The 24870-nt window shown below is 45.1% G+C and carries 24 protein-coding genes; 18 read left to right on the top strand and 6 right to left on the bottom strand.

What is annotated here, in order from left to right; translation table 11 throughout:
* Positions 1–121: 121 nt before the first annotated feature.
* The 4 genes from ACZ5QV_RS09970 to ACZ5QV_RS09955 all read left to right on the top strand — a co-directional run bounded on the left by ACZ5QV_RS09970 (position 122) and on the right by ACZ5QV_RS09955 (position 6400).
* Complete coding sequence (locus ACZ5QV_RS09970; RefSeq protein WP_464599679.1) at positions 122–1603, top strand: tetratricopeptide repeat protein; 1482 nt, start codon at positions 122–124, stop codon at positions 1601–1603.
* 116 nt (positions 1604–1719) lie between these two features.
* A complete protein-coding gene (locus ACZ5QV_RS09965) occupies positions 1720–3189 on the top strand; it encodes a tetratricopeptide repeat protein (RefSeq protein ID WP_464599678.1) in 1470 nt (489 codons plus the stop codon).
* A gap of 1036 nt (positions 3190–4225) precedes the next feature.
* Positions 4226–5527: an RNA-guided endonuclease IscB gene (gene iscB / locus ACZ5QV_RS09960; RefSeq protein ID WP_464599677.1), complete on the top strand. Its 1302-nt coding sequence runs from the start codon at positions 4226–4228 to the stop codon at positions 5525–5527.
* Positions 5528–6082: 555 nt separating this feature from the next.
* Positions 6083–6400: a tetratricopeptide repeat protein gene (locus ACZ5QV_RS09955; RefSeq protein WP_464599676.1), complete on the top strand. Its 318-nt coding sequence runs from the start codon at positions 6083–6085 to the stop codon at positions 6398–6400.
* Between the two features lie 19 nt (positions 6401–6419).
* Here the strand turns inward: ACZ5QV_RS09955 and ACZ5QV_RS09950 are convergent, their stop codons facing one another.
* The 4 genes from ACZ5QV_RS09950 to ACZ5QV_RS09935 form a co-directional block, all read right to left on the bottom strand.
* Complete coding sequence (locus ACZ5QV_RS09950) at positions 6420–7607, bottom strand: geranylgeranyl reductase family protein (protein ID WP_464599675.1); 1188 nt, start codon at positions 7605–7607, stop codon at positions 6420–6422.
* 73 nt (positions 7608–7680) lie between these two features.
* Positions 7681–8565, bottom strand: a complete 885-nt coding sequence (locus ACZ5QV_RS09945) for a class I SAM-dependent methyltransferase (protein ID WP_464599674.1) — start codon at positions 8563–8565, stop codon at positions 7681–7683.
* 165 nt (positions 8566–8730) lie between these two features.
* The gene (locus ACZ5QV_RS09940; RefSeq protein ID WP_464599673.1) at positions 8731–9924 is read right to left on the bottom strand and encodes an ammonium transporter; all 1194 of its coding nucleotides are present in this window, start codon (positions 9922–9924) and stop codon (positions 8731–8733) included.
* Positions 9925–9937: 13 nt separating this feature from the next.
* Positions 9938–10282, bottom strand: coding sequence for a P-II family nitrogen regulator (locus ACZ5QV_RS09935; protein WP_464599672.1), 345 nt, complete (start codon positions 10280–10282; stop codon positions 9938–9940).
* Between the two features lie 432 nt (positions 10283–10714).
* Between ACZ5QV_RS09935 and ACZ5QV_RS09930 the strand changes: the two genes are divergently transcribed.
* The 11 genes from ACZ5QV_RS09930 to ACZ5QV_RS09880 all read left to right on the top strand — a co-directional run bounded on the left by ACZ5QV_RS09930 (position 10715) and on the right by ACZ5QV_RS09880 (position 19061).
* Entirely contained in the window at positions 10715–11512 is a 798-nt protein-coding gene (locus ACZ5QV_RS09930; protein WP_464599671.1) for a (Fe-S)-binding protein, read from the top strand.
* 26 nt (positions 11513–11538) lie between these two features.
* The gene (locus ACZ5QV_RS09925) at positions 11539–11904 is read left to right on the top strand and encodes a DsrE/DsrF/TusD sulfur relay family protein (protein ID WP_464599670.1); all 366 of its coding nucleotides are present in this window, start codon (positions 11539–11541) and stop codon (positions 11902–11904) included.
* Between the two features lie 25 nt (positions 11905–11929).
* The gene (locus ACZ5QV_RS09920) at positions 11930–12274 is read left to right on the top strand and encodes a DsrE family protein (RefSeq protein WP_464599669.1); all 345 of its coding nucleotides are present in this window, start codon (positions 11930–11932) and stop codon (positions 12272–12274) included.
* A 54-nt stretch (positions 12275–12328) separates the two neighbouring features.
* Positions 12329–12679 (top strand): hypothetical protein, encoded by a 351-nt coding sequence (locus ACZ5QV_RS09915; protein WP_464599668.1) that lies wholly within the window; start codon positions 12329–12331, stop codon positions 12677–12679.
* Positions 12680–13039: 360 nt separating this feature from the next.
* Positions 13040–13327 (top strand): hypothetical protein, encoded by a 288-nt coding sequence (locus ACZ5QV_RS09910; protein ID WP_464599667.1) that lies wholly within the window; start codon positions 13040–13042, stop codon positions 13325–13327.
* A 289-nt stretch (positions 13328–13616) separates the two neighbouring features.
* Positions 13617–14441, top strand: coding sequence for a sulfite exporter TauE/SafE family protein (locus tag ACZ5QV_RS09905; RefSeq protein ID WP_464599666.1), 825 nt, complete (start codon positions 13617–13619; stop codon positions 14439–14441).
* Positions 14442–15097: 656 nt separating this feature from the next.
* Entirely contained in the window at positions 15098–16150 is a 1053-nt protein-coding gene (locus ACZ5QV_RS09900) for a permease (RefSeq protein WP_464599665.1), read from the top strand.
* 128 nt (positions 16151–16278) lie between these two features.
* Positions 16279–16512, top strand: coding sequence for a thioredoxin family protein (locus ACZ5QV_RS09895; protein ID WP_464599664.1), 234 nt, complete (start codon positions 16279–16281; stop codon positions 16510–16512).
* Positions 16513–16899: 387 nt separating this feature from the next.
* A complete protein-coding gene (iscB, locus tag ACZ5QV_RS09890) occupies positions 16900–18120 on the top strand; it encodes an RNA-guided endonuclease IscB (RefSeq protein WP_464599663.1) in 1221 nt (406 codons plus the stop codon).
* Positions 18121–18295: 175 nt separating this feature from the next.
* Positions 18296–18679, top strand: a complete 384-nt coding sequence (locus ACZ5QV_RS09885) for a putative zinc-binding protein (protein WP_464599662.1) — start codon at positions 18296–18298, stop codon at positions 18677–18679.
* A gap of 121 nt (positions 18680–18800) precedes the next feature.
* Complete coding sequence (locus ACZ5QV_RS09880) at positions 18801–19061, top strand: ArsR/SmtB family transcription factor (protein WP_464599661.1); 261 nt, start codon at positions 18801–18803, stop codon at positions 19059–19061.
* 91 nt (positions 19062–19152) lie between these two features.
* Here the strand turns inward: ACZ5QV_RS09880 and ACZ5QV_RS09875 are convergent, their stop codons facing one another.
* A complete protein-coding gene (locus ACZ5QV_RS09875; protein ID WP_464599660.1) occupies positions 19153–20382 on the bottom strand; it encodes an RNA-guided endonuclease InsQ/TnpB family protein in 1230 nt (409 codons plus the stop codon).
* A gap of 413 nt (positions 20383–20795) precedes the next feature.
* Here ACZ5QV_RS09875 and ACZ5QV_RS09870 point away from each other — a divergent pair, with 413 nt between their 5' ends.
* The 3 genes from ACZ5QV_RS09870 (at position 20796) to ACZ5QV_RS09860 (ending at position 23660) form a co-directional block, all read left to right on the top strand.
* The gene (locus ACZ5QV_RS09870) at positions 20796–21752 is read left to right on the top strand and encodes a YbgA family protein (RefSeq protein WP_464599659.1); all 957 of its coding nucleotides are present in this window, start codon (positions 20796–20798) and stop codon (positions 21750–21752) included.
* Positions 21753–21793: 41 nt separating this feature from the next.
* Complete coding sequence (locus ACZ5QV_RS09865) at positions 21794–23329, top strand: hypothetical protein (RefSeq protein WP_464599658.1); 1536 nt, start codon at positions 21794–21796, stop codon at positions 23327–23329.
* A gap of 139 nt (positions 23330–23468) precedes the next feature.
* Positions 23469–23660, top strand: a complete 192-nt coding sequence (locus tag ACZ5QV_RS09860) for a PspC domain-containing protein (RefSeq protein ID WP_464599657.1) — start codon at positions 23469–23471, stop codon at positions 23658–23660.
* An 85-nt stretch (positions 23661–23745) separates the two neighbouring features.
* Here the strand turns inward: ACZ5QV_RS09860 and ftsY are convergent, their stop codons facing one another.
* Positions 23746–24870: a signal recognition particle-docking protein FtsY gene (gene ftsY / locus ACZ5QV_RS09855; RefSeq protein WP_464599656.1), complete on the bottom strand. Its 1125-nt coding sequence runs from the start codon at positions 24868–24870 to the stop codon at positions 23746–23748.

Here is a 24870-nt window from a genome sequence, read left to right as displayed (position 1 = left end):
AAAATAGAATTGAAAAAAATAGAATAGAGAAAAATAGAATAAATCATCAGGCATTGGATTTGATTTTTTGAATTATTGGGATTTTTAAAATATTTGAACTGGCTTCCAGAGTGTGCCTAAAATGTCTAGAAAATTAATAAAAAAGAAAAGAAACAGAGAAGAACTGGCAAAAAGTAAACTCTTAAAACTACAAAAGAAATTCGATGAAAATGACCCCAGCGTCTGGTTCAAACGGGGCATGGACATCAGCGACCCGGAAAAAAAGATGGAGTGTTTCAAACGGGCCTACAAGCTTAATCCTAAATTTGAAGACCTCCTGTTTCAAATGACCGAAGTTTTATTCCAGGCAGGACATAAAGAGGACACTTTCAAATTGTTTGATATGATTTTTGCCATTAACCCGGATTCAGAAAATGCTTATCTTAATAAAGGGGCTTTTCTATTCGAAGACGGAAGGGATGAAGAAGCTCTTGAACTCTACGCCCGGGCCGTGGTCCTTTACCCGGAAAATGAGGGGGTGTGGATTAATAGAGGAAATTCATTTTCGAGGCTGGAAAACGATGAAAAAGCTCTCGAATGCTATGCCAGAGCTCTTGAAATTAACCCTGAGGCTGCAGGAACCTGGTTTTCCAGAGCCGAATCATTGAACATACTGGACAGGAATGAGGAAGCAATCGAAGCCTATGATAGAGGCCTGGCCCTCAACGGAAAAATCTTTGAAGCCTGGATGGGGAAGGGAGCAGCTTTACAGAAACTTAAAAGGTATGAAGAAGCCCTTGAAGCCTATGAAAAGGCCCTTAAATTGAATCCCAAACATGTAGATATCTGGATTTCAAAAGCAGATATGCTGCAGATGCTTAAAAGAGATCCTGAATCTCTTAAAGCTTATTACAAAGCCCTTGAAATAGAACCTGATAACTTTTATTCCCTGCTATCCTGTGCCCGAATACTAATGAGATATTCAAAGTATCAGGACGCAATTAACTATGCTGACGCTGCTCTGAAGTGCTCCCCGAAGTCCCTTGAAGTCCTCACAATAAAAGGAGATGCAAACCATTTACTTGGCAGGCACAGGCGTGCTGTCCATGCCTTCAACAAAATTCTGGCCATCAGCCCGAAAGACCCGGAAATCTGGATAAAGAAAGGGGTTGCAGCCAATTACTCAGGAAGCTTTGAAGAGGCAATAGAATCCTTCGACATGGCTTTTGCCCTTGGTTCCGAAACTTCCGCGGCCCGGGCCCAGCGTGGATATTCCTTTCAGGAACTTGGAAAATATGAGGAAGCAATTGAAAACTATGACCGAGCCCTTACTTTGGACCCTGAGAATCTGAATATCTGGAACTCAAAGGGTGTTGTTTATTCATATCTAAATGAATACGAAAAATCATTAGAATGTTTTGATAAACTGCTGGATATACATCCTGATGATTCTTCTGCCCTGAACAATAAAGGAACGACTTTCGATAAAATGGAAAGGTATGAGGAAGCCTTCGAATGCTTTAACAGAGCTTTTGAAATAAATCCCAGGAACCAACAAGCAAAAAAGAACAGGCAGATTATAGCCAGAATTCTGAAGGAAAAAAAGAACACTTCCTCGATTTGATAGTTTTTTAATCAAAGCAAGGTTTCAAAGATGTTGATTTAATGGGCCTCTTGCCATTGGAAATGTGTAGTACCTAAAAATACAATAATCAAAAACCAGGGCTCATCCAGCTTGAGATGAAAATATATTCAATGTTTGGATGTGACCACTTAGAGGTGAGGAAACTGGCCAAAAAAGTTAGGAAATTCGAGGACAGGGTGGCAGAGGAGTGGTTTGAGCTGAGCTTAAAGGCCCGAAACCCGGAAAAAAAGCTGCTTTACCTCGACAAAGTCCTTAAAATTGATAAAAAATTCGAAGAAGCCCTGATTGAAAAGGCAGAAGTATTCCTGAAACTGAAAAGGATGGATGAGGCCCTTGAAGTTTATGAACAGGTCTTAAAGTTTAACCCGGATTCTTTCCCTGCCCTGGCAAACGGGGGCTTAATCCTTTCCTTGCAGGGTAAATTTGAGGATGCAATCAAAGCCTACGACCGGGCCCTGGCTCTTGAACCGAAAATAGAAGGAATATGGGTTAACAAAGGAAGGGCACTTCTGCTCTTTAAAAAATATGAAGAGGCCCTTGAATGTTCCAGAACAGCACTTGGGCTTTCCCCCGAATATCCCGGAGCCTGGGAACTCAAAGGCGATGTCCTGACAGAAATGTCCAGGGCCGAAGAGGCTCTTGAATGCTACGAGCAGGCCCTGGCCCTTAACCGGAAAGACCCTCTTGTCTGGAGGAGAAAAGGAAACGTCCTGCAAAAACTCGGAAGACCTGAAGAAGCCCTCAAAGCTTATGAAAAAGCCCTGAAGCTCACCCCCGGCCTGGCAGATGTCCGGGTTTCAAAAGGAGATGTTTTAATGGGCTTATCTAAGTATGCAGGAGCTTTCAAGGCCTATAACAGGGCCTGCAAACTGGACCCGGAAAATTACAGGGCCCCGCTTTCCGCAGCCAGAGCTCTAAAAGAGCTTGGTAGGTTAGAACTGGAAATCGAATATCTGGACAAAGCCCTTAAAATAAAACCGGAATCGTTGGAAGCTCTGGAACTTAAAATCGATGCCCTGCTGCTGCTCGACAGGTACGAAGAAGTTGCCGAATGCGCCGAGAAAATCCTGGCTTTTGAACCTGAAAGCGCTTATGCATGGCTTGCAAAAGGAGTCGTATCCAGACATCTGGAAAAGTACGACGAGGCCCTTGACTTCATTGAGAAAGCCCTCACCCTTGACCCCGAATTCCCCGAAGCCTGGGAAAACAAGGGGTACATCCTCCTTCTAATTGAAAAATACGAAAAGTCAGCTGAATGTCTGAAAAAAGCCCTGGACCTGGACCCCAATAATCACGAAACAAGAAACGCCCTGGGAACAGTGTATATACAGCTTAAACAGTACGAAAAAGCAATCGAATGCTTTGACATCTTTCTGGAAGGCAGACCTGATAATTCATTCGGACTTAACAATAAGGGGCTGGCCCTTGCTAAACTGAAAAAGTACGACGAAGCGCTTGAATACCTCAAACGGGCCATAAAAATATACCCCTCCTATAAAGATCCAAAAAAGAACGTCGAGTATGTTATGGACAGGTTGAAAGAGAAAAAACTCTCAGAAAATTAACGGTCAACTACCCCACGCTGAAGCAGTGGGGCTTGTATAAGCCCTAGTTGACCAGCCTAAGTCTTAATTGACTACGTTGGAAATGTCAGTGCGACAAGAAAGCTATAATATGAATTGCGGTAACGCTATCCCTTCCATTTGGGATAATCCTACTATGACATGCGTTGATGGTAACGTCAAGGTGTGAAGCTCATATGACAATATGGAGAAGTTTAGAAATCTAATCTAAACCATCTGTTAGGATAAGAATTCTAAGAAGAACGTAATGTGAACCATTGTAAGAATCGTGACCAACAACAAGCGAAATTAGATTGATACGCTTGAACCAAAATGGTAATGAAATCAGACCAATAAGGCTTGACATACTTATTGGGAAATGGACATATGATTTTCGGTTTAAAGATGGCTTCTAAGGTATTCACAATTATTCATTTTATAGAACTTGGTAAGCCCTATATGTTCCCCTCGGGGTAGGAATCCTGCAAAGGATGACAATGACATAGAGGGTAAAGGAAAGGAGTAGAAAGCGAATGACAATTTGTAATGAACTGTATAGGGGTTCAAAATTTGCCCTAATCCAAAAGGATGCAGACTTACTCCGTGGTATCAAAACGTAAGAATGAAGGTATGACCTATGAATGTAAGTCATTCAAATACGCTGATCGAGAAATCAATCCACGAGAAGCTTACAAACAAAACACATGTTAATAGGCTGCAAGTCATGACTTACGAAAGCAGTTATTAACCAAATAACTGCTGCCCTAACGAGTTAAGAGATGCTTGAGCTGTATGAGGTGAAAGTCTCACGTACAGTTCTTAGGCGAGAAAGAGGGAGTAATCCCTCCGACTTAGCCGACTGATACCTGCGAATGCTTCCTCAGTTTGCAGCTCTATCGTGTAGTATTAAAAGTCCTGAGAGGTAGGGACGGTGTGCTACGCATGACAAGCGTTTCCAACATTGGCGAGGGGAGACAATTTAAAAATTGCGTTACCTGCTATGGAAATTTGTTTCCAGCGCAGAGAGGAGAAATCCAGCATGATATTTATACTTAACAAAAACAAAGAGCCGTTAAGTCCCTGCCATGAAGCAGTTGCAAGAAAACTGCTTAAAGCGGGAAAAGCGGTTATTCACAAAAAATATCCCTTTACAATTCGACTCAAAGAGCTGAAAGAGTCTAAGGACAATTCGGCTTTTAGACTGAAAATAGATTACGGAAGCCGTCACACGGGTCTTGCTATTCTGAAAGGTTCAAATGTTGTCTGGGTTGCACAGTTGCACCACAAAACAAGCATAAAAAAGAATATGGATAGCAGAAGAGCAATGAGGAGAACCCGAAGAAACCGCAAAACCAGATACAGAAAACCGAGGTTTCTGAACCGGAAAAGGCGGGAAGGCTGGCTGCCTCCATCCCTGCAAAGCCGTGTAGATAACATAGGAAATTGGGCAGATAGGCTCAGGAAACTATGCCCACTGACACATATTTCCTATGAAAACTGCAAGTTTGATACTCAACTCATGCAAAACCCTGAGATAAGTGGAATTGAGTATCAGCAGGGAGAGCTGCAAGGTTATGAGGTCCGGGAATACCTGCTTGAAAAATGTGGTAGAAAATGTGTGTACTGCGGAGCTGAAAACGTTCCGTTGGAGATTGAACACATTATTCCTAAAATCAGAGGAGGCTCAAACAGAGTCTCCAATTTAACATTGGCTTGTAGAGAATGCAACCAGAAAAAAGGAAGTCAAACTGCAGAAGAGTTTGGACATCCTGAAGTGCAGAACCTGGCCAAAAAGTCGCTTAAAGATGCTGCGATTGTAACAGCTACCAGATGGAAAGTTTTCGAGGCATTGACTAAAACAGGACTTCCGGTAGAATGCGGCACGGGTGCAAGGACAAAAATGAACCGAATCAGGGCAGAGCTGCCAAAAGATCATCATTTTGATGCTATTTGTGTAGGAGAATCCACTCCAGAAAAAATCAATTTTGCAACAAACAACGTCCTGCATATCAAAGCAAAAGGAAGAGGGCAGTATAAAAGAACAAACCTTGATAAGTACGGCTTTCCACGGTCATACTTACCCCGGCAAAAAACCTTTTTCGGTTTTCAAACTGGCGATACAGTCAAGGCGGTTGTACCCAAAGGCAAGTACAAAGGGACATGGTTTGGTTCCGTTGCTTGTAGAAAATCGGGTAGTTTCGACATCAAAAACAAAGAGGGGAAAAGGATCTCAATTAATAAAAAATACTTCAAAGTATTACAGAGGACAGATGGTTATGAATATTCAACAGAGAAGTGCGGCATTCCTCCCGGCGCTAAAGCAACCGGGCTCCCTGCCTGAATTTTTGTGGACATGTCCCTTATTTCTGGAAATCCTCAGAGATGAGGGAGGTTATCCCCGTCTCCGGTTGCCTTCTACCCGAGGCTTTCCCAGGCTTCAGATCTTAAATAATTATGGGCGAAACATAATACTTTTTTTACGAAATTGTTCGGCTGGCAGGATACCGGAATGGGTTTTGAATTCGATTTCCTTGGATTCCGGCGTACTCACCGGCCATCAGGCCGGGCTTTTCATGACTGAAAAGAAAAAATTTGAAATCGAACGCCATAACAGGTTTTTGAAGAATGTGATATCAGGCCAAACAGACAGGAATGCTGCCTCCTAACATGCTTTTGTTCATTCTGACCCGCTTTTTTAGCCTGAATTTTATCTTCATTTTATTTTCGAAAAACCCGGCCTCCTGCGTCGGCCGTTGAGAGCACCGGGATTGAAAATCGACTAAAAAAAAGCCCATGCCCCCTGAAAAAAAACTTAGCTATTATTCTTCGGCCGCCAGTGTAGCAGCGCTACTTATTTCTATTTACCAGACCCATATAATAATGGGAAGTGATTCTATTGAGTTTTCTGGACAAACTTTTCAAAAAACAGATCGAAGGCAAAAACGCCGAAGAATGGTACCAGCTCGCTGCCAGGGAAACCGATCCTGAAAAGAAAATCGAATACCTGGACAACGTAATTACCCTCAAACCGGACTTTGCCGGGGCCTGGAACCTCAAGGGCCTCGAATACGTCGTCCTGAAACAATATCAAGAAGCAATTGACTGCTTTGACCAGGCCCTCGATATCCGGCCTAACTACCCTGAGGCAAAGTACAACCGGGATGATGCCGAAACCGAAATGAGAAAACAGGAAATGGGACCTATCGAGGCCTGACCCTGCTTCCACTTAATTTTTACTTTTTTCGGTTGAGGGCCTGAAGCCCCAGCCTGACCGGAGCCGGCATTTTTCCGCACTGCATGACCTTCAGCTGTTCCGGGGAAATTAACTTGAAGGCCGCGTTCATCAGGGTATCGGATTTCATGAGCCCATCCATGAGCTGCCTGGCCTGAACCGAGGTTTCAAGAGCTGAGCCCATTTGAGCTCTCCAGCGCCAGTCGTAGTCCTCTAGCCGGCATTTTCCCTGTATAAATTCAGCAGCAGTTTCTCCCGCGATTTTTCCGGCGATCATGGCGGGAGGGATTCCGCCTCCGTTTGTTGCGATGACATGGCCAGCCGCATCCCCCACTATCAGGGAATCGGCGGTCGCGGTCTTTTCGGGGGCCCCGTTGACCGGGAGGATGCCCGCTATAACGTTCATGACGACGGCATTTTTCAGCCTGGGGGCGGCCAGGGGGTGCTCTCGCATGAAACGGTTGAGGTAGGTTCTCGCAGAGACTCCTTTTTCGGCCATGCCGGTCCTTAACCCTACCCCCACATTGGCCCTGTCCTCGCCTTCCGGAAAAATCCAGGCGTAGCCGCCGGGGACGAACTCTTTTCCGAAATACATTTCGAGGGTATCGGGGTCTATATCGACATTTCTCACCTGGTACTCAAGAGCGACGGAAGTTTCCTTCGAGCCGGGTTTCCAGGTCAGGCCCTTTGCCTTAGCGACAAGAGAGTTCGGGCCGTCGGCTCCGATTATTGCTTTTGCGCTGATCCTGTGTTTTCCGAAAGCTCCCGAGGTTTCGACCGTCGTGTTTTCGATTGAACGGACCTTTGTTTTAACCATCAGTTCCGCCCCTGCCAGGGCTGCCTGCTCTGCCAGGAACTGGTCATACCTGCGGCGGTCGAGGACAGCCCCCTTAACAGGAAATTCCTTAACGTTTCCGGAAGGGGGGATTATACGCTGGGTGCTTATCCTGCGGAGGAGGCAGGAAGCCGGATAGTTTTCCAGAGTTTCGGGCAGTTCGGCTGCCGGAAGCAGAGCTCTGACTTCGCTCGCGTCAGGCAGGAAGCCCGCACACTGGATAGGGGTTCCGATCTCCTGTTTTTTATCGATTAAAAGGACAGAGGCCCCGTTTCTGGCGGCGTACAGGGCGGCCGTGGAACCGGCGGGGCCTGCCCCAACCACGATGATATCATAAGAAGTTTCGGGGATCATGTCTGAAACCTGTGTGAACAATAGTCTAAATAATTGTTGGCGGGTAGTTGACCAATTATTTTGCCTGAATAACTCAGATATCTCTTTTTCGCCCCTTCAGGAAGACAGCTCCGGGTTTGCTTTCCACAACAGTTTCAAACTCCGCCTCTTCAAAAAGCTCTTTCCAGCCGCCTTCCGAAAGCATAGTCCCGTGGGTGTGATGCTGCACAAGTGGTTCTATCGCCGTCAGTTCCCCTCCGGCTTTCAGGACTCTTTTGATTTCAGAAAGGGCATAGCGGATGTCTTCAAGATGGTGAAGCATGAAAAAGCAGGTCGCCGTTTCAATCGAGCCGGCCTCAAAAGGCAGAGCATAGGCACTTCCGGTCCTGAACTCAACATTGGGGACCCCCAGAACATCGGCGTTCATCCGGGCCTGAGCGGTCATGGAGTTGTGGATATCGATCCCGTAAACTTTTGAGTCGGGGTTGTTCCCTGCGATTTCCATAGTGAGGCCACCGAAACCGCAGCCAACGTCCAGGATCGTTTCACCTTTGATTTCAGAAAGGACTTCAGGAATGATTCCGGCCCGAACTTTCCCCATCCGGTCTTCCGGAAACTTTGCTTTCTTCGCTTTCTCCGCGTCTATCGAGGTGTACGGGAGAATTGCATAGACTTTTGAACCGTTTACGGCCATCAGGCCTTTCACGTAGATCGCGGTCTCATCGGCTGCCACCAGTTCCACAAGCGAAACCCCGGCGTCTCTGGAAAAACGAAGGTTCCATTCTTTCCTTTTTTCAGGGTACTGTATATTGAGAGGGGTATGGACAACGATGTAATGCGAGTAATCCGGGTTGAAATATGCGGATACAGACTCCGGCTCCTTCAGACAGATTTCACTTATACTTCCCCTGAAGAGCCCAAGGAGCCCGAGACCCTCTGCATCGGCCTTATTTTTTACAGTGCCTATTTCTTCGAACATGGTCCTGAATTCATGTTAGGGAATAAAAGTTCTCGTATTTGAGGAACTTTGAAAAAAATCAAAAATGAACAAAAAAACTAAAAGCGAATGCAGGTGAAAGTTTGAAAACAGTTTAAAAAAAGAGAGAATATAGATTTACCCGATAAAAAAAAGAGGGAATTTCCCTCAAATATTGTATGCGGCTTCTCCATGCTGGGTTTTATCAAGCCCAATGTTTTCCTCGCTCTCGGAAACCTTGAACCCGATAGTCTTCTGGAGGACGAGGCCTATCAGGAGCGTGCAAACTACCGAATAAATAATCGTAAGAATAACTCCTTCGACCTGGAGGAATAGCTGATGTGAGTTACCCAGGAGAAGGCCAGAGGCTCCCACACTTGCGAACACTCCCGTTAAGATAGCGCCGGTAATTCCGCCGACTCCGTGGACGCCGAAAGCATCAAGGGAGTCATCATACCCAAGCTTTCCTTTGAGCATCACAGCCTCATAACATACAATACCTGAGATTAAACCCATTGCAATCGCTGCCATTGGCGTGACAAAACCGGCAGCGGGAGTGATTACGACGAGGCCTGCAAGAATGCCTGTGGCAAACCCGAGAGCAGTTGGTTTTCCTGTTTGTATCCATTCTATCGCCATCCAGGAAAGGCCTGCGGCCGCGGGAGCAATAAATGTTGTAAGAAATGCAAGGCTTGCAACCTCATTTGCGGCAAGGGCCGATCCGGCATTGAACCCAAACCATCCGAACCATAAAAGTCCTGTGCCGAGAAGGGTGAGGGTAACATTATGCGGTTTAATCGAATCTACGCCGTACCCCTTTCTCTTTCCGAGAAAGATCAGAATTGCAAGGGAAGAGATACCTGAAGTTACATGGACAACCGTACCGCCTGCGAAGTCAAGGGCTTCTCCGGTAAGAAAGCCCCCACCCCAGACCCAGTGACAGACCGGGGCGTAGACGATGACACCCCAGAGGGCTATGAAAGCAATGTATGAGCTAAATTTGGCACGTCCGACAATCGCGCCGGAGATAAGAGCAGGCGTAATTACGGCAAACATCCCCTGAAACACAACAAATGCGTATGTGGGAATTGTGCCTGTTACCGAATAAAGGTCAATTCCCCGCAGGAAGGTGTATTCAAGGTCACCTATGAACCAGTTTCCGGTTCCAAAAGCAAGCGAGTAACCTATTACCACCCATTCTATGGCCATAACGCCCATTGCGACAAAGGAATACATCATGCTGCTCAGGACATTCTTACGCCTGACCATTCCGCCGTAGAATAAAGCAAGTCCGGGAAGCATGAATAATACAAGTGCGGATGAAATCAAGACCCACACAAGATCTGCTGCTACAATATCCATTTTTTACCTCACCTTAAATAGCGTCAGATCCGGTTTCACCCGTACTGATCCTGATGACATCCTCAAGCGGGAGCACGAAGATCTTGCCATCTCCGATCTGACCGCTATTGGTTTTGGCTCCCTTCCGGATTGCATCGATCGTCGGTTTCAAAAAATTATCATTTACTGCGATATCAAGCCTGATTTTTTCAAGGAGGTTTACTTCAAGTTCCAATGCCCTGTAGACTTCAAGATGCCCCTTTTGCGCACCGTATCCGGAAGCTGCCGATACGGTCAGCCGGTTGACTTCAACATTCTGAAGTTCCCGTTTGACTGAATCAAGCCTTTCCGGCCTTATTATTGCTATTACATATTTCATTGAGACCACCAGTAGGTAACTTACTTCTTAACTGATACAATTTAAACTTATCTGTACAGGGTCAAATACAGGCGACTGATACAGATTTATTTAAATAATAAAAAATAGGAAAAAGGAAGGAAACATTTGGTTACCTAGTTCTGATATAAGAAATATACTATTGAATATTTAATACCAGTTCAATAAGTATTATAAGGAACTGAGGAAATTCCGATTTGCACTTTTCCACAACTGATTCTATTTATTTCGTAAAGCTAGGCTATTTCAAAATAAATTGAAACAGCAATCTATAAATATCAACTAAAGAGATATAAAAATAAATTAGATTGTGGCTGCAAGCTCCACAGGAAGAGGCCCACTCCAAGAAAAAAGCCTCCGGAAAAAAGTGATGTGTGCAGAGATTTCGGCCACGGATTTAGGGAGGATGTGAAAATGCCTGGAGATCCGAAAGAGATAAAGCTGGTAAACAATGCCCTGGCCAATGTAACCCGACGGAAAGTAATGAACTTCCTGGTCGAGGGGGATCGGACAATAGAGGAGATCGGAAAGGCAATTGGAAAAGCCATGCTTGACTATCATCTCAAGCTCTTGCAGCAGGCAGGCCTGATCAATCTGGAGAAGGGAAGCGCAAGCCTGAGCGAATATGGCAGGAACTTCATTGAAGAAAAAGCCGGGAAAGGAGCGGAGAAGTCCCGGGACCTGGCCGGGGCAAAACCCGTGGAAATCGCAGAGCTCAGGCAACTTTTACCCTGCATAGCCGACCCGACGAAGTTCAGGATAATCGCAAATATGGAACCCCCCCTGGGAGGAGCTCTCAAAACCCTTGAAGCTCTTTTTCCGAGAGGTCGGTACGCGGAAAGGGTCGGGGCCCTGATAAGCCAGAAGGGAGACGTCCTGACCACCATCTACGGCAGCGGGAAAGTCACCATTACCATGATCAAAGACGAGGCCGAGGCTAAAAAGCTTCTAGGGGACCTGAAGGAGACAATCAACGAGGCCATAGCAAAAGGTGTTGCTCCGGCCCCCCGGGAAAAGATCAGGGTTGATCCCATGGAGGTCTACAAATACCTGCCTCAGACCAACTGCGGGGAATGCGGAGAACAGGGCTGCTACACCTTTGCCATCAAACTGATGGGAAGCGATACGGCCCTGGACAACTGCCCGGCCCTGAAGGAGCCGGAATACGCAACCAGTCTGGAACACCTCAGGATCCTGAGTGCCTACATATGAGTGCCTACATATGAGGAGGAGGAATCTTGAAGACGCTAACCATAGTGCTTACGGACGGCCCCTATATTTCCGAATATGCCGACATGGCCTGCAAGCTTGCAGAAGCTTCGCTGGAACACTATCATGTAAACATATTCCTTTACCTGGATGCGGTGCACATACCCAAAAAAGGGCAGGCTCCCTCTTTCTTTTCCAATCTGGGCGAGCTTTTCAGCGGCCTGGCCGAAAAAGGAGCAGTCATCAGGGCCTGTGCCCGCTGTGCTGCGGCCAAAGGTTACCAGACAAAAGCCGGGGACTGCGAGGATTACCTTCCCGGAATAAGGATTACCAGCCTCTATGAACTGGCCGGAATGTTGAGCGAAAGCGACCGGGTAATAGCACTCTCTCGCTGAACCTGTTAAAAGAGGACTTTATGCGATGAAATCCGTATTTTATCTCCTGGAAACCGCCCCTTACGGCAGTGAAAAAGCCTACGGAATATTAAACGCGGCTGTCGTAAGTCTCAACGGGCCGGACGTGACCCTGGGCCTGTACGGGGATGGGGTCTACCTGGCTCTGGCAGGCCAGGACAGCAAAGGCCTCGGCGTTCCGAGCCTTGCGGATATCCTCTACGCTTACGGGGAATTGAGGGTGCTGGCCCATGAACCTTCCCTGCTGGAAAGGGGGCTTTTGTGGGAAGCCCTGATAGAAACCGTGGAACTGGCGGACGAGGAGGACTTTCTGGAAGCGATGGAAAAGTCTGACTGCGTGCTTTTTCTTTAAAATTTCAGATTTGGACATATAAAATAGTAGATAAAAATGAATGGGGGAACAAAAATGGAAACAGGAGAAGGAGAGGTCTTCCTTCTGACAAAACCTCCCGGAAGCCCGAGGTCGGAACTTTGTCTCAGCTTAATTGTCAGGGCCGAAAAAAGAGGAAAGCCGACCAGACTTTACCTTGCGGGAGACGGGGTTTATCACCTGTTGGGAGGGAATTTGCCCGCCTGCAAAGTTTACGCCTGCAAAGAAGACCTGGAAGCAAGAGGGATACGGACTGAAGGGAGAGGAACCGAAGGTAGAGGAGCCGAAGGGACACGGACCGGAGCAGAGCTAACAATTCCGGAAGCTTTTTACGAAACTTTTACAGAAGACTTAATGGAACACTGCGAACAGGTTTATACATTCTGAAACCAGGGTGTGAGAACCTTAGAACATTTGCAAAATCCGAAAAAAAATTAAATGGTGCCCTTCCATTGTCAACTACCCCCACCTAAAACCTTCGCCTAACGGCTCAGGTTTTTGAGGAAGGGGCTTGTTTCGGCAAGTACCTGGTTGACCAGATCGCCAGTAAGGAGCTTTGTAATACTGGCAGCCGATACGAAAGAATATTATAGTTACCCTGGAATGCCGCCTCAGTTTCAGGCTCTAAGGATGCTGGTTAAACAATCCTGAGAGGTAGGGACAGTGCTTGCATCATACAAACCTTTCAGTATCAGATCGAGAAGAAGCCGGAACTGTCGAGGATGGGGACCCCCCTGCTGAGGTAAGATGACCGAAAAAACAAGCTGGCCTGAAATCCTGAAAGATCTGGATGAACTGTGCGAACTGCATGACCGGGCAACGTGTGATTATGAAAAATGCAGGAAATTTAACGGGAACCTGGCCAAACTTCTGGAAAAGCTCGAAGACACGGAAAATTACAAAATGGCTGATAGAGTGATGGACGTGCTCATAAACTGCAGCCCAAAGGTGGCCTCACACTGTGAAAAATCGTCATTTGTCGGAGAAAAGATAAAGGGAATAACAAAAAGGGCGTATGAAGAGGCCCGAAATTAAAAAAAAAGTCCGGCAGCTCAGGGCAAACCGGACCGAAAATAACTTTCCAAGCCTCAACAGATTTTATCTTATTTTACCCGAAATTTTTTTATGTTACCCAAAATTTTCTTATTTAATCCGAAAAGCTATTTCAAATTATATTGAAATAGAAAATGTTAAGTAGGTTATTTCAAATATATTTGAAATAGATACAATAGATTCCTTTGTAACTTAGTAAAAGAGTTCCCCTTAATGAAAAAAATGTGGAATAAATTTCGAATTTGCTTTGAAAAAATAAAGGAGATAGCATATGGAAATGATATTTATTATCGGTCTGCTCATTACAGGAATAATTGTTGGTCTTGCTTCCGGGCTCTTAGGTGTTGGAGGGTGCTTTATCATGGTTCCTGTCCAGTTCTGGGTCCTGACGCAAATGGGAATTGAACCTACTATTGCAATACGTATTGCTTTTGGTACCAACCTTGCTGTGGTTCTTCCGACAGCAATCAGTGGAGCGTACGGCCACAATAAAAATGGTGCTGTGCTCTGGAAACAAGCTTCCTACCTTGGAGCTTTTGGCTTCTGCGGTGCGATCCTGGGGGCTTACATTGCCAGCAATCTTCCCGGGGATGTACTTAAAACAGCATTTGGGCTTGTAATAGTTCTGGGGGCTGTAAGGATGTTGACAGCCAAACCTATGAAGATAGATGAGGAACCGTCCGAATCCCCAATGTTGTATGCAATTGCCGGTATTTTCCTTGGACTTGTATCCGGAATAATAGGCATTGGCGGAGGAGTCGTAATGATCCCTATTATGGTTCTGGGACTGAGATTCCGGATGCATCAGGCTATAGGTACATCCACAGCAGTGATGGCTATTATTGCCGTTGGTGGAATCCTTTCATACATGTATAACGGCTGGAATGTTTCGGGATTGCCTGCCTATTCACTGGGCTATGTCAACCTGCTCCAACTTGCACTCCTGGCGGGTACCAGTGTACCGATGGCTTTTGTGGGTTCCAAAGTAGCACACATGCTGTCCCATAAAACTCTCATGAATATCTTTATCATAGTGATGCTGTACATGGGATTGAAAATGATTGGAGTTTATAGCTGGTTGGGCTTACCTCTGTGAACTACCCCCACCTGTCAGCCTTCAGCTGTCGTGTTAAACCATAGGTTTAACAGAAGTTTCTAATTTTTGCGTTGTCCGAGTCATTTACTGATCATTATATAAGAATAAATATAATATAAAATTGTGATTGTACAGCTGTTTTTGTTTTACCAGCATTTCGCCTACTTAAAGTAATTTTCCTGGCTGTTCGAAGCATTCAATGCCATCGAGTTTGTCACCGCGCAAGTTCTCTAATCGTTATGTGCAAAATAACACAAAACGAGGATAATATTAACGCTCCGATACAAAATAACATTTTATATTTTTAAATAATCAACGCTCCAATATACGATAATCGTTTCAAATTTCAAGGGATATACAATCAAGTATTGCTGGGTTCATTATGGACCGCCGGGAATCCAGGATAAAGAGAATAACATAAAAGGCGTATGAAGAGGCCCGAAATTAAAAAAGGAATCAGACAACTCAGGGCAAACCGAACCGGAAATAACTTTCCAAACCTCATCAGGTTGTTTCTTATTTTATCCGAAATGTTCTTAATTTACCCAAAATTTTTTTATTTAATCCGAAAAGCTATTTCAAATTATCTTGAAATAGAAAATGTTAAATAGGTTATTTCAAATATATTTGAAATAGAAATTCGGGATTTGAAAAAAATGACTATTGATTATATCATTTATCTAATGACAATTGGCTTTCATTCAGTGCAGGAATACCTGGCCCTGCATGTGCTGATGTGCCTTGTGCCCGCCTTTTTCCTGGCCGGAGCTATTGCCTCCCTCTTTTCCAAGGAATCTGTGCTCAAGTTCTTTGGAGCGGACGCACCAAGGTATATCTCGTACACGGTTGCTGCGGTTTCCGGCTGTTTGCTTGCGGTCTGTAGCTGCACGGTGCTGCCTCTTTTTGCGGGGATCTATAAAAGGGGAGCGGGCATAGGGCCTGCAACCACTTTTTTGTTTTCGGCCCCCGCAATCAACATCCTGGCGATTGTCTATACGGCAAAAATCCTGGGATACGACCTCGGGGCAGCCCGGGCCTTTACAGCGGTGCTACTTTCCGTACTTGTGGGGCTGGTGATGGCCCTTATATATGAAAGGAAAGTATCGGAACGCAAATCGATAAAGACCTTCGGGGAAGAAGAACACAAACACAGTGCTCAGCTTTTCCTGCTGCTCCTTGTCGTCCTTTTGGCCCCCGAATTCATGACCACCTGGGGCTGGAAGTTCAGCACCCAGCTCCTTGCCTGGGCCCCCCTAATAGGACTTACGGCTTTTCTGTCTTACAGGTGGTTCTCAAAAGAGGAACTGGAAAGCTGGATGGGGGAGACCTGGTTCCTGGCCCGGCAGATTACGCCTCTCCTCATAATAGGCGTCTTCTTTGCCGGGATTGCGGTTGAGGTGCTTCCCAAAGAAATCGTGGCTTCCTTTGTGGGAGGAAATTCCCTGGGCTCGAACTTCATTTCCTCGGTTGCCGGGGCCCTTATGTATTTCTCCACGCTTACCGAAGTCCCGATCATCGATGCCCTCACCCGGCTCGGAATGGGAAAAGGACCATCCCTTGCCATGCTGCTTGCGGGACCGGCGCTCAGCCTTCCCAACATGATCGTCATCAACAGGATCATGGGGGCAAAGCGGGGCATGACTTATATCTCGATTGTAGTGTTGATCGCAACCGTTTCGGGCTTTGTGTTCGGAGAAATGATCGCTTGAAGCCTTACGCATTCTTTCCCTGAGCTAAAGACTCAGGGGTTTTATGCTGCGTTCTTCTTATAACAAATTTGAATATTTATCAGAAATCAATCAGAAATCAACAAGGATTTAAAATAAAGGTGAAATGTATGAAAATCGAAATACTGGGCTCAGGTTGCGCAAAGTGCAACAAAACCAAAGAACTCGCTGAAAAGGCTGTTAAAGAAACCGGTGTGGACGCGGAAATTGTCAAGGTAGAGGATTTTGAAAAAATCCTGAACTACGGAGTCATGGTCACCCCTGCCCTCGTGATTGACGGGGATGTGAAAATCGCAGGCAAAATCCCAAGCCTCGATAACATCAAGAAATGGATTACGGAATAATCTAACGAAGGATCTGCTTATAATGTCAATAACCCCTCCCTGCCTCCTCACGGAGTCATGTTAAACCGTAGGTTTAACAGGAGTTTCTAATCTTCGATTAGAAACATCGAGGAAGGGGCTTGCTTGTAAAAGCGAGTCCCTGATTGACCAGATCACTGAATAGGAGTTTGATATAGTCAGTAGCCGATAGGAAAGAATATTATAGTTACCCTGGAATGCCGTCTCAGTTCCAGGCTCTAAGGGTGTAAGTTAAACAGTTCTGAGAGGTAGGAACAGTGCTTGCATCATACAAAACCTTTCCATATCAGATCGAGAGGAAGACGAATTCCGAACTTGCCTCCACAAGTTCAGATACGCATAACCCTATTTAATTGGGAGTAATTACAAATGTTTGTATATGTACTGAACAAGAACGGAAAGCCGCTCATGCCAACGAATCCTGCGAAAGCCAGAATTTTGTTAAAAACTAACAGGGCAAAAGTGATGAAAACCACTCCGTTCACAATCAAATTACTTTACGATAGTAAAGAATATACTCAGCCGATTATTGCAGGAATGGATACGGGATCAAAACATGTCGGTTGTGCTGCAGTTTCCAATAATCAGGTAGTATACCAGTCTGAAATCGAGATCAGAGACGACATCTCTAAAAAGATGAAAACTCGATCCAGTTATAGACGTACCCGCCGAAGCCGAAAAACCAGGTATCGACCAGCAAGATTCAACAACCGTCATAACTCCAGGAAACCTGGTAGAATCGCTCCATCAATCCATAGCAAGATCGAATCTCATATGAGAGAAAAATATTTTGTTGAGTCCATCTTACCGATAACAAAATGGGTAGTCGAGCTTGCATCATTTGATATTCACAAAATAACAAATCCTAATGTATCGGGAACTGGATATCAAAACGGTCCTATGAAAAACCTGTATAATGCAAAAGCATACGTCCTGAGTCGAGACGGATATACATGTCAGCATTGTAAAGGCAAATCAAAAGACCGTAAACTGGATTGTCATCATATTATATTCAGATCAAATCGTGGTACAGATACTCCCGATAATCTTATCACATTGTGTCGTACCTGCCATGACGAATTACATGCAGGCAAGTTTGAAATAACAGGATCTCCATCCAAAACAAAACATGCGACTGAAATTGGGATTATTAAATCTCAACTTAAAAAATCACCATGGGAATTCGACGAAACGTTTGGTTACGAGTCGAAATTCAAACGAGAACAAATACTAAAACTGCCGAAAACTCACTATAATGATGCAGTTGCGATATGCTGCACCGACAATCAACATGTTCAACTGGATGATACAGTATATTTCAAAAGACATGTTAGTGCGGGAGATTACCAGCAAACCAAAGGCAAACGATCCGAAAAATCAATACCAACTGGTAAAATATTCGGAATTAGAAAATTCGACAAGATAAGAACTAAAAAAGGAGAAGGATTTGTAAAGGGTCGAATGTCCAAAGGATACGGAGTATTGTGTGACATCAACTGGAACACGACAATTACAAGTGTCACCATCAAAAAGAACTGTGTCCGACTAACTGCAAGATCGACAACACTTATTCAAATAATTAAAATTTAAACCAATTTGTCGCATTCATCTCCCACCTGCCCGCCTACGGCGGTCGTGTTAAACCGTAGGTTTAACAGGAGTTTCTAATCTTCGATTAGAAACATCGAGGAAGGAATCTTCTGCGACACGAGATAAAAATTAATTTAAAAACCAAAAAACAGGTAACAAAAAAACAGGTGATACTATGACAGAAAACACAAAATGCGCATGTGGCTCCGCAAACGTTGCAATCTTCCCCTGTGCCGGGGCTTCCAACGTAGGCCAGATCTCAAACAAAATCGCAATCGAACTTGCCCGGCAGGAAGTCGGAAACATGATGTGCACCGTTGGGATCGGAGCAAGGGCCGCCGGACTTATGAAGTCCGCCGAAGCCTCCGAAAAAATTATCGCTATTGATGGCTGCCCTGTAAACTGCGCAAGGAAAACTATGGAACTGGCAGGTTTCAACGTGGACCGCCACATTGTGATTTCCGAAATGGGAATCAAGAAGAACCAGGATAAGGACATAAAGGAAGAGGAATTATCCCTGGCTCTTGAAAAAGTTGAGGAAATCCTCCAGTCCGAATAAGCCCCCCAACTTTTCTTTTTAATTTTTGTTCTTCGCTTTTTCTGAGATATTTCAATTAATTTTTGGAACCAACCCCAGGACCAGAAACTATTTATCAGCGGACATATCAATAATTGATTATATGATTGATGAAGAAAACATAAAGCTTTTCAAGGCTCTCAGTGAAGAAACCCGGTACAAAATCGTAAAGGTCCTCCTAAACGGAGAAAAATGCGCCTGTGAAATCCCGGACCTTATCGGAAAGACCCAGTCAAACACCTCGATGCACCTGGCAAAGCTCCAGAACTGGGGCGTCATCAAGGTTCGAAAAGATGGAAAGATGAGGCTGTATTCGATAGACAATGAAAAAATTCAAGACATTATAGACATACTTGAAGAGTGAGCTGCCCCTGAGTTAAAGATTCAGGGATTTTCTGCTGTGTTCTTATAAAAATTCCATTTTTTCGACATGCTATGAAAAGTTCTAATTAGTATCACAAACAATCATGAATTTGTGATATAAACTGTTCTTTGCATAGTGGATTAACACTAACAGGGTGAAGCACAACACCCTCTATCCCCTCTGCAAAGGCATTAGGGACTGCTTTTCTAATCATGTTGTATGCTGCATTTACATCAGCATTAAGGAGAACTCCGGCAGCACTCCGGAAAAGTCCTCTTTTTACCCGTTTTCCAAGATATTTGTCCCGGTGCTCCATTGGTTCATTATCAAGGAAAGAGCATTTGCTTGTATAGGACTCTTCGATCCTTTCAACTGAAATTCCAACTTCCTCGGCCTTGTACTCGACCATTGAAATAAGAGTACTGTGGGGAATCTGAGCAAACTTCTGGTTATTTTTTTTGCCCATGTTGGATTTTTGTTTCCAGAACGGGTTACTTCCTATGACAATTTTCTCCACTTTCATCTCCTGAGCATAGTCTATTATTGCCCTGCTCAGTTTGTGAAGTGTGTCTTTAATCCTTGAGTTTCGTTTGTGGGTAAGGACTTCTATTTTCTTACCGGTTTTGAGCCCGTGGGACTCATAAATGCTCTGGAGCTTTGCTCTTTCTTTGTTGTAAAACTGGTTTACGGACTTGGCAACCCCGCCCTTAACAATAATTGGAACTTCACCAAAATTGTTTCCAATGGTTACGAGGTTGACAACTCCCAGGTCAATTCCCAGGACTCTTCCAGAATTAATGGGTTCAGGTTCTTCTTTTTCGGTTTCAAAAACGATTTCACAGGTGTACCCTACGTGTTTTGGAATGATCCTGACTTCTCTTAAATTTATGTCATCAGAAAGTCTTGTCTGGATGGACAATGGAACTACTTTGGGAAACTTGAGTTTTCCGTCTTTAATCCTGACCTGCTGATTGGTAAAAACTAACAGGAACTCTCCATATTTTTCTTTGTAGTAAGGGGGTTTCGGCTTTCCTGTGAAAAGTTTGGGATTCTTTTTGAAAGCTTTCATAGCTTCAAAAAAAGATTTCCAGTTACTGTCAAGCACTTTTAGAGTCTGTTGAGCAGTTTGGGCCGGAAGCTCTTTGTAAGGCTCCGAATCCTTTACGAGTTTGTAGAGTTTCTTGTACCTTATCCATTTCTTGTTTTTGAAAAACTCCTGTCTAACTATGTAGCTTGCAAAGTTATACAGGTTTTTGGATTTATGGCACAAATCACCAATTTCATCGGAACGAAATTGTATTTGCTCAACACGCTTAACCATCACTTTGATTCGACCCCAACTTTATACTATATTCTCCTTTTTTGCTATAATGCTTGTGGAATAGCAGTGAAGCATTGAAATTATCTCATCAAATTTAACTCTGATTTCTCCTTGTTTTACGTACATGGTGTAACGTTATCCTTGTGATTTTAAGAAAGCTTAGAACTCACTCAGCTTATATGTGACACAATATATAATATTACTTATATACTATATAGAATTATTATATGGAATTGAGCACTATATCCACCTCTTTTTTTTAAACTCTTTTAAGCAGACCTAAATTCATCAGGAATTTTGTTTCTTAACTGAAAACACTAACAGTAGCCCTTTTTTTTTAGAAATGAATTTATGTGAGTAAGGCATCTTTTGTATGGGGGATTCATACGAGAGAGTTTGTTCAGCCGAAGGTAGTGGTCAGCAGATGCCTTGGTTTTGATCACTGCAGGTATAACGGGGACATGATATCGAGCTCGATAGTGGAAAAGCTCAAAAACTACGTGGATTTTTTACCGGTCTGTGCCGAACTTGAAATCGGGCTTGGGGTCCCGAGGAATCCGGTAAGGATCGTTTCGGAGGGGGGAGAAAAACAAAGGCTTGTGCAGCCGGCAAGTGGCCTGGACGTAACGGATAAAATGAACGATTTCATCACTTCGTTTTTTGACTCTCTGGATGGTGTAGACGGCTTTATCCTGAAGACCCGGTCTCCTTCCTGCGGGCTGAAGGACGTGAGGGTCTACGGGGCCATGGAAAAATCGAGAGCTGTTGCAAAGACTGCGGGTTTTTTCGGAGGAGCGGTCCTTTCAAAGTATCCTTTTCTTGCCGTCGAGGATGAAGGCCGGCTCCGAAACCACAGGATAGAGGAGCATTTCCTGACAAAACTCTATACACTTGCTGCTTTTAGAAAGCTGAAAAACGAAGGGCAAATGAAGGACCTTGTAGCCTTCCACACCGAGAACAGCTACCTTCTAATGGCCTATTCCCAGGCTGAACTCAAAAAGCTGGGAAAAATAGTCGCAAATCCTGAAAAGAAGCCTTTTGAAGAACTGGTCCTCGAATACCAGCCCCGGCTCTACCGGGCACTTTCGAGAGCACCCAGGTACACATCGAAAATCAACGTGCTAATGCACGCCCTCGGACATTTTTCAGAAGAGCTGAACGAGGGGGAGAAAGCCTTCTTTCTGGACTGGGTCCAGCGATACAGAGCCGGAGAGGTCCCTTTCTGTCCAGCCCTGAACATTATACGGACCTGGATTGTGCGTTTTGGGGATGAATACCTGACGAGACAGACCTTTTTTGACCCCTACCCCGAGGGCCTGATGAAAGTGGACATAGTGGATTCCGACAGGCGAGAGGATCTCTGGAAATAATAGCTTAAAACCGGTTTTCAGAAAGAGGAAGGAATTTTTTCATGAAGCTCAAGAGCATTCTATTTTTTTCCCTATTGATGCTGCTTTTTACAGGTTTCCTGTTTTGTGTCCCTCCGGAGGAACCCGGTGCAGGAAAGGATTCCTTTAATCCGGAAGGAGCAGAGACCCTGAATTCAATGGGAATGGGGAGGGCCCTTAAGTCGGAAGGAGCGGATACCCTGAATTCGGAGGGAAAGGATTTCCTGAATTCGGAGGGAAAGGATTCCCAGAATTCAGAGGAAAAGGATTTCCTGAATTCGGAGGGAAAGGATTCCCAAAGTTCAGAGGAAAAGGATTCCCAGAGTTCAGAGGAAAAGGATTCCCTGAGTTCAGAGGAAAAGGATTCCCTGAATTCAGAGGAAAAGGATTCCCAGAGTTCAGAGGAAAAGGATTCCCAGAGTTCAGAGGAAGAGGATTCCCTGAGTTCAGAGGAAAAGGATTCCCTGAGTTCAGAGGAAAAGGATTCCCTGAATTCGAAGGAAGCGGATACCCTGAATTCGAAGGAAGCAGAGACCCTGAATTCGGATGTGCCGGAACCCGGAGGGATAAATCTTGAAGCTTCCGGGGGGTGGTCCCCCCAGGTTACTGAAAAGCAGCTCGGTTCCAGCAGCTCTTCCCGGAACTATACCTGGAATTATGGAGACTATGAGTGGCATCTGACGATGAGGCTTGACGAGGAACTATACCAGATTTATAAGGAAAGGACTCGCAAGCGGGATTATGACCTTTTTGCCTCGGACCCCTATGACGACAGACTGATTCAAAACATTGCGGAAACACTCACAAATCTCACCTGGCAATACGAGCTTAAAGAGGAGGAAATACCGGGCCTTTGCACCTCTTTTGTCCAGTCCCTGAATTATACATCGGACCTTGTGAGTGCCGGCTATGATCAGTATCCCCGTTTTCCCTACGAGACCCTTTACGAGAACGGAGGAGATTGTGAGGATACATCCATCCTTTCCGCAGCCATCCTCCAGGAAATGGGTTATGAAGTGGTGCTTTTCGAGCTTCCCGAGCATATGGCAATCGGGATAAAATCCGATTCCAGCTTTTCCGGAAAAAGTTTTTCTTACATGGAAAGCCCTTACTATTACCTTGAAACCACGGGGACTGAATGGAATATAGGGGAAATACCAGACGAATATCTAAACCAATCGGTAAAAGTCATTCCCATCTTCAAAAGGCCTTTTATTGACCTTGATTTCAAAGGCGTGTGCGAGTGTGACAAAGCAGGAGGCATTGTGGAAGTCAATGTCACAATGAAAAATGTGGGCTCCGAAACTGCCGAAGACACCGCCATTTATGTGGCGCTTCAGTCCAGAGAGGGAGGCACAGTCTGGGATGAAATCGAAAGCAGACCCATGCAGGTGGAACCTGAAGAATCATATTATTACACTGCGGAAGGGCTTTTTGTCCCTGACGGAGAAGCTTTCAGGATTTACGTACAGGCCTTTGGAGAAAATGTAATTTCCGAAGGAATGATGAGCGACTGGGTATTTCTCCTGGCCGGGGTGGCCGGGGCTGAGTTTTTCTGAAAGCTCCGGTTCACTTTTCAGTTCCGGTTAAGTTTGTATTTTTAACAATTGTTGTACAGTTATGACAATCATTTTTTCCAGGCTGGAAAAAGTTAAACAGGAAGCCTTCCAGATATTACACTAAAAAAATGGTAAAAATATGGACAAAAAACTGTACAGATCAAGAAAAAACAGAATGATTGCAGGCGTCTGCGGTGGCCTGGCTGAATACTTTAACGTCGATCCGACAATAATTAGACTTTTATGGGTACTTTTCGTTCTCGGAGGCGGGTCCGGAGGCCTGGCTTACCTCGTAGCTTGGATCATTATCCCTGAAGAGCCGGGGAGATAAAATTCCCCTCGGAAAAATAAGAAAATAAAAAAGAAAGAGGAAGGGCATCCATGGTTTCAGAGCCCCTCTCCCCCTAAAACCTTTTTTAGCTGTTGAAGAGCTGGTCCACGAACCAGTCCGGATCGAATTTTTTCAGGTCTTCGTATCCCTGGCCCACGCCCAGGAAAAGGATGGGTTTGCCTGTTATGTAGGCAATGGATATGGCAGCCCCGCCTTTGGCGTCAGCGTCGATCTTTGTGAGGATGGACCCGTCGATTGGCACGGCCTTGTTGAACAGGGCAGCCCTTTCAACCGCGTCGTTTCCTGCCACGGCTTCGTCCACGAAAATCACAAGGTCAGGCGCACTTACCCGGCAGATTTTTTTCATCTGCGCCATAAGGTTCACGTTAGTATGCATACGCCCGGCAGTATCCGAAAGCACGACATCGATTTTGTGGGAGTTTGCATACTGGACCGCGTCATACACAACGGCCGCGGGGTCGGCTCCTTCCTGGTGCTTGACCATCTTTACCCCTAACCGGTCCGCATGAACTTCAAGCTGGTCAATAGCCCCTGCCCTGAAAGTGTCTGCTGCGGCCAGGACCACGGAATAGTTCGATTTCTGCAGCCTTTTTGTGATTTTTGCGATAGACGTGGTCTTGCCTGTCCCGTTGACCCCCACAAAGACGATATGAACAGGCTTTTTTTTGCCCTTCACAAATTCGTCAAAATCAATGGTATTGGCGGAAACCACGTCGAATATGGCGTTTCTCAGGGCATCTTCCACGATTGAGCCCGTATTTGCACCTATGCGTTTGGTTGTACCCACAAGCTGGTTTTTCACGGATTCCACGATAGCTTCCGAGACCGAAAGTGCAAGGTCGCTTTCAAGAAGCGCCATCTCAAGTTCCCAGAAAGGCCCTTCGAGGTCTTTGCCATCAAGGTAGACCTCCCTGTTAAAAACGAGAGCTTTTGCCTTTTTGACGAAGCCCACCTTCGGGACCTTTTTGAAAAAAGATTTTTTCTCGGAGGTAACTTTTTCGGCAGCTTCTGTTTCTTCTTTCGGAGCATGGACAGCAATCCCGGTTCCCTCTTCGATTTCCGGAGCTTCCGTTAGCTCGGCTTCCGGGACTTCTTCCTCTACGGGCTCGATAGCTACTGCTTTTTCATCGATCGTTTTACTGAGTGCCTTTTTAAAACCGCTGAGTTTCTCTTTTAGTTTGTTGAACAA

The organism is Methanosarcina baltica, assembly GCF_055394095.1.
This window is presented reverse-complemented; position numbering and strand designations above follow the sequence as displayed.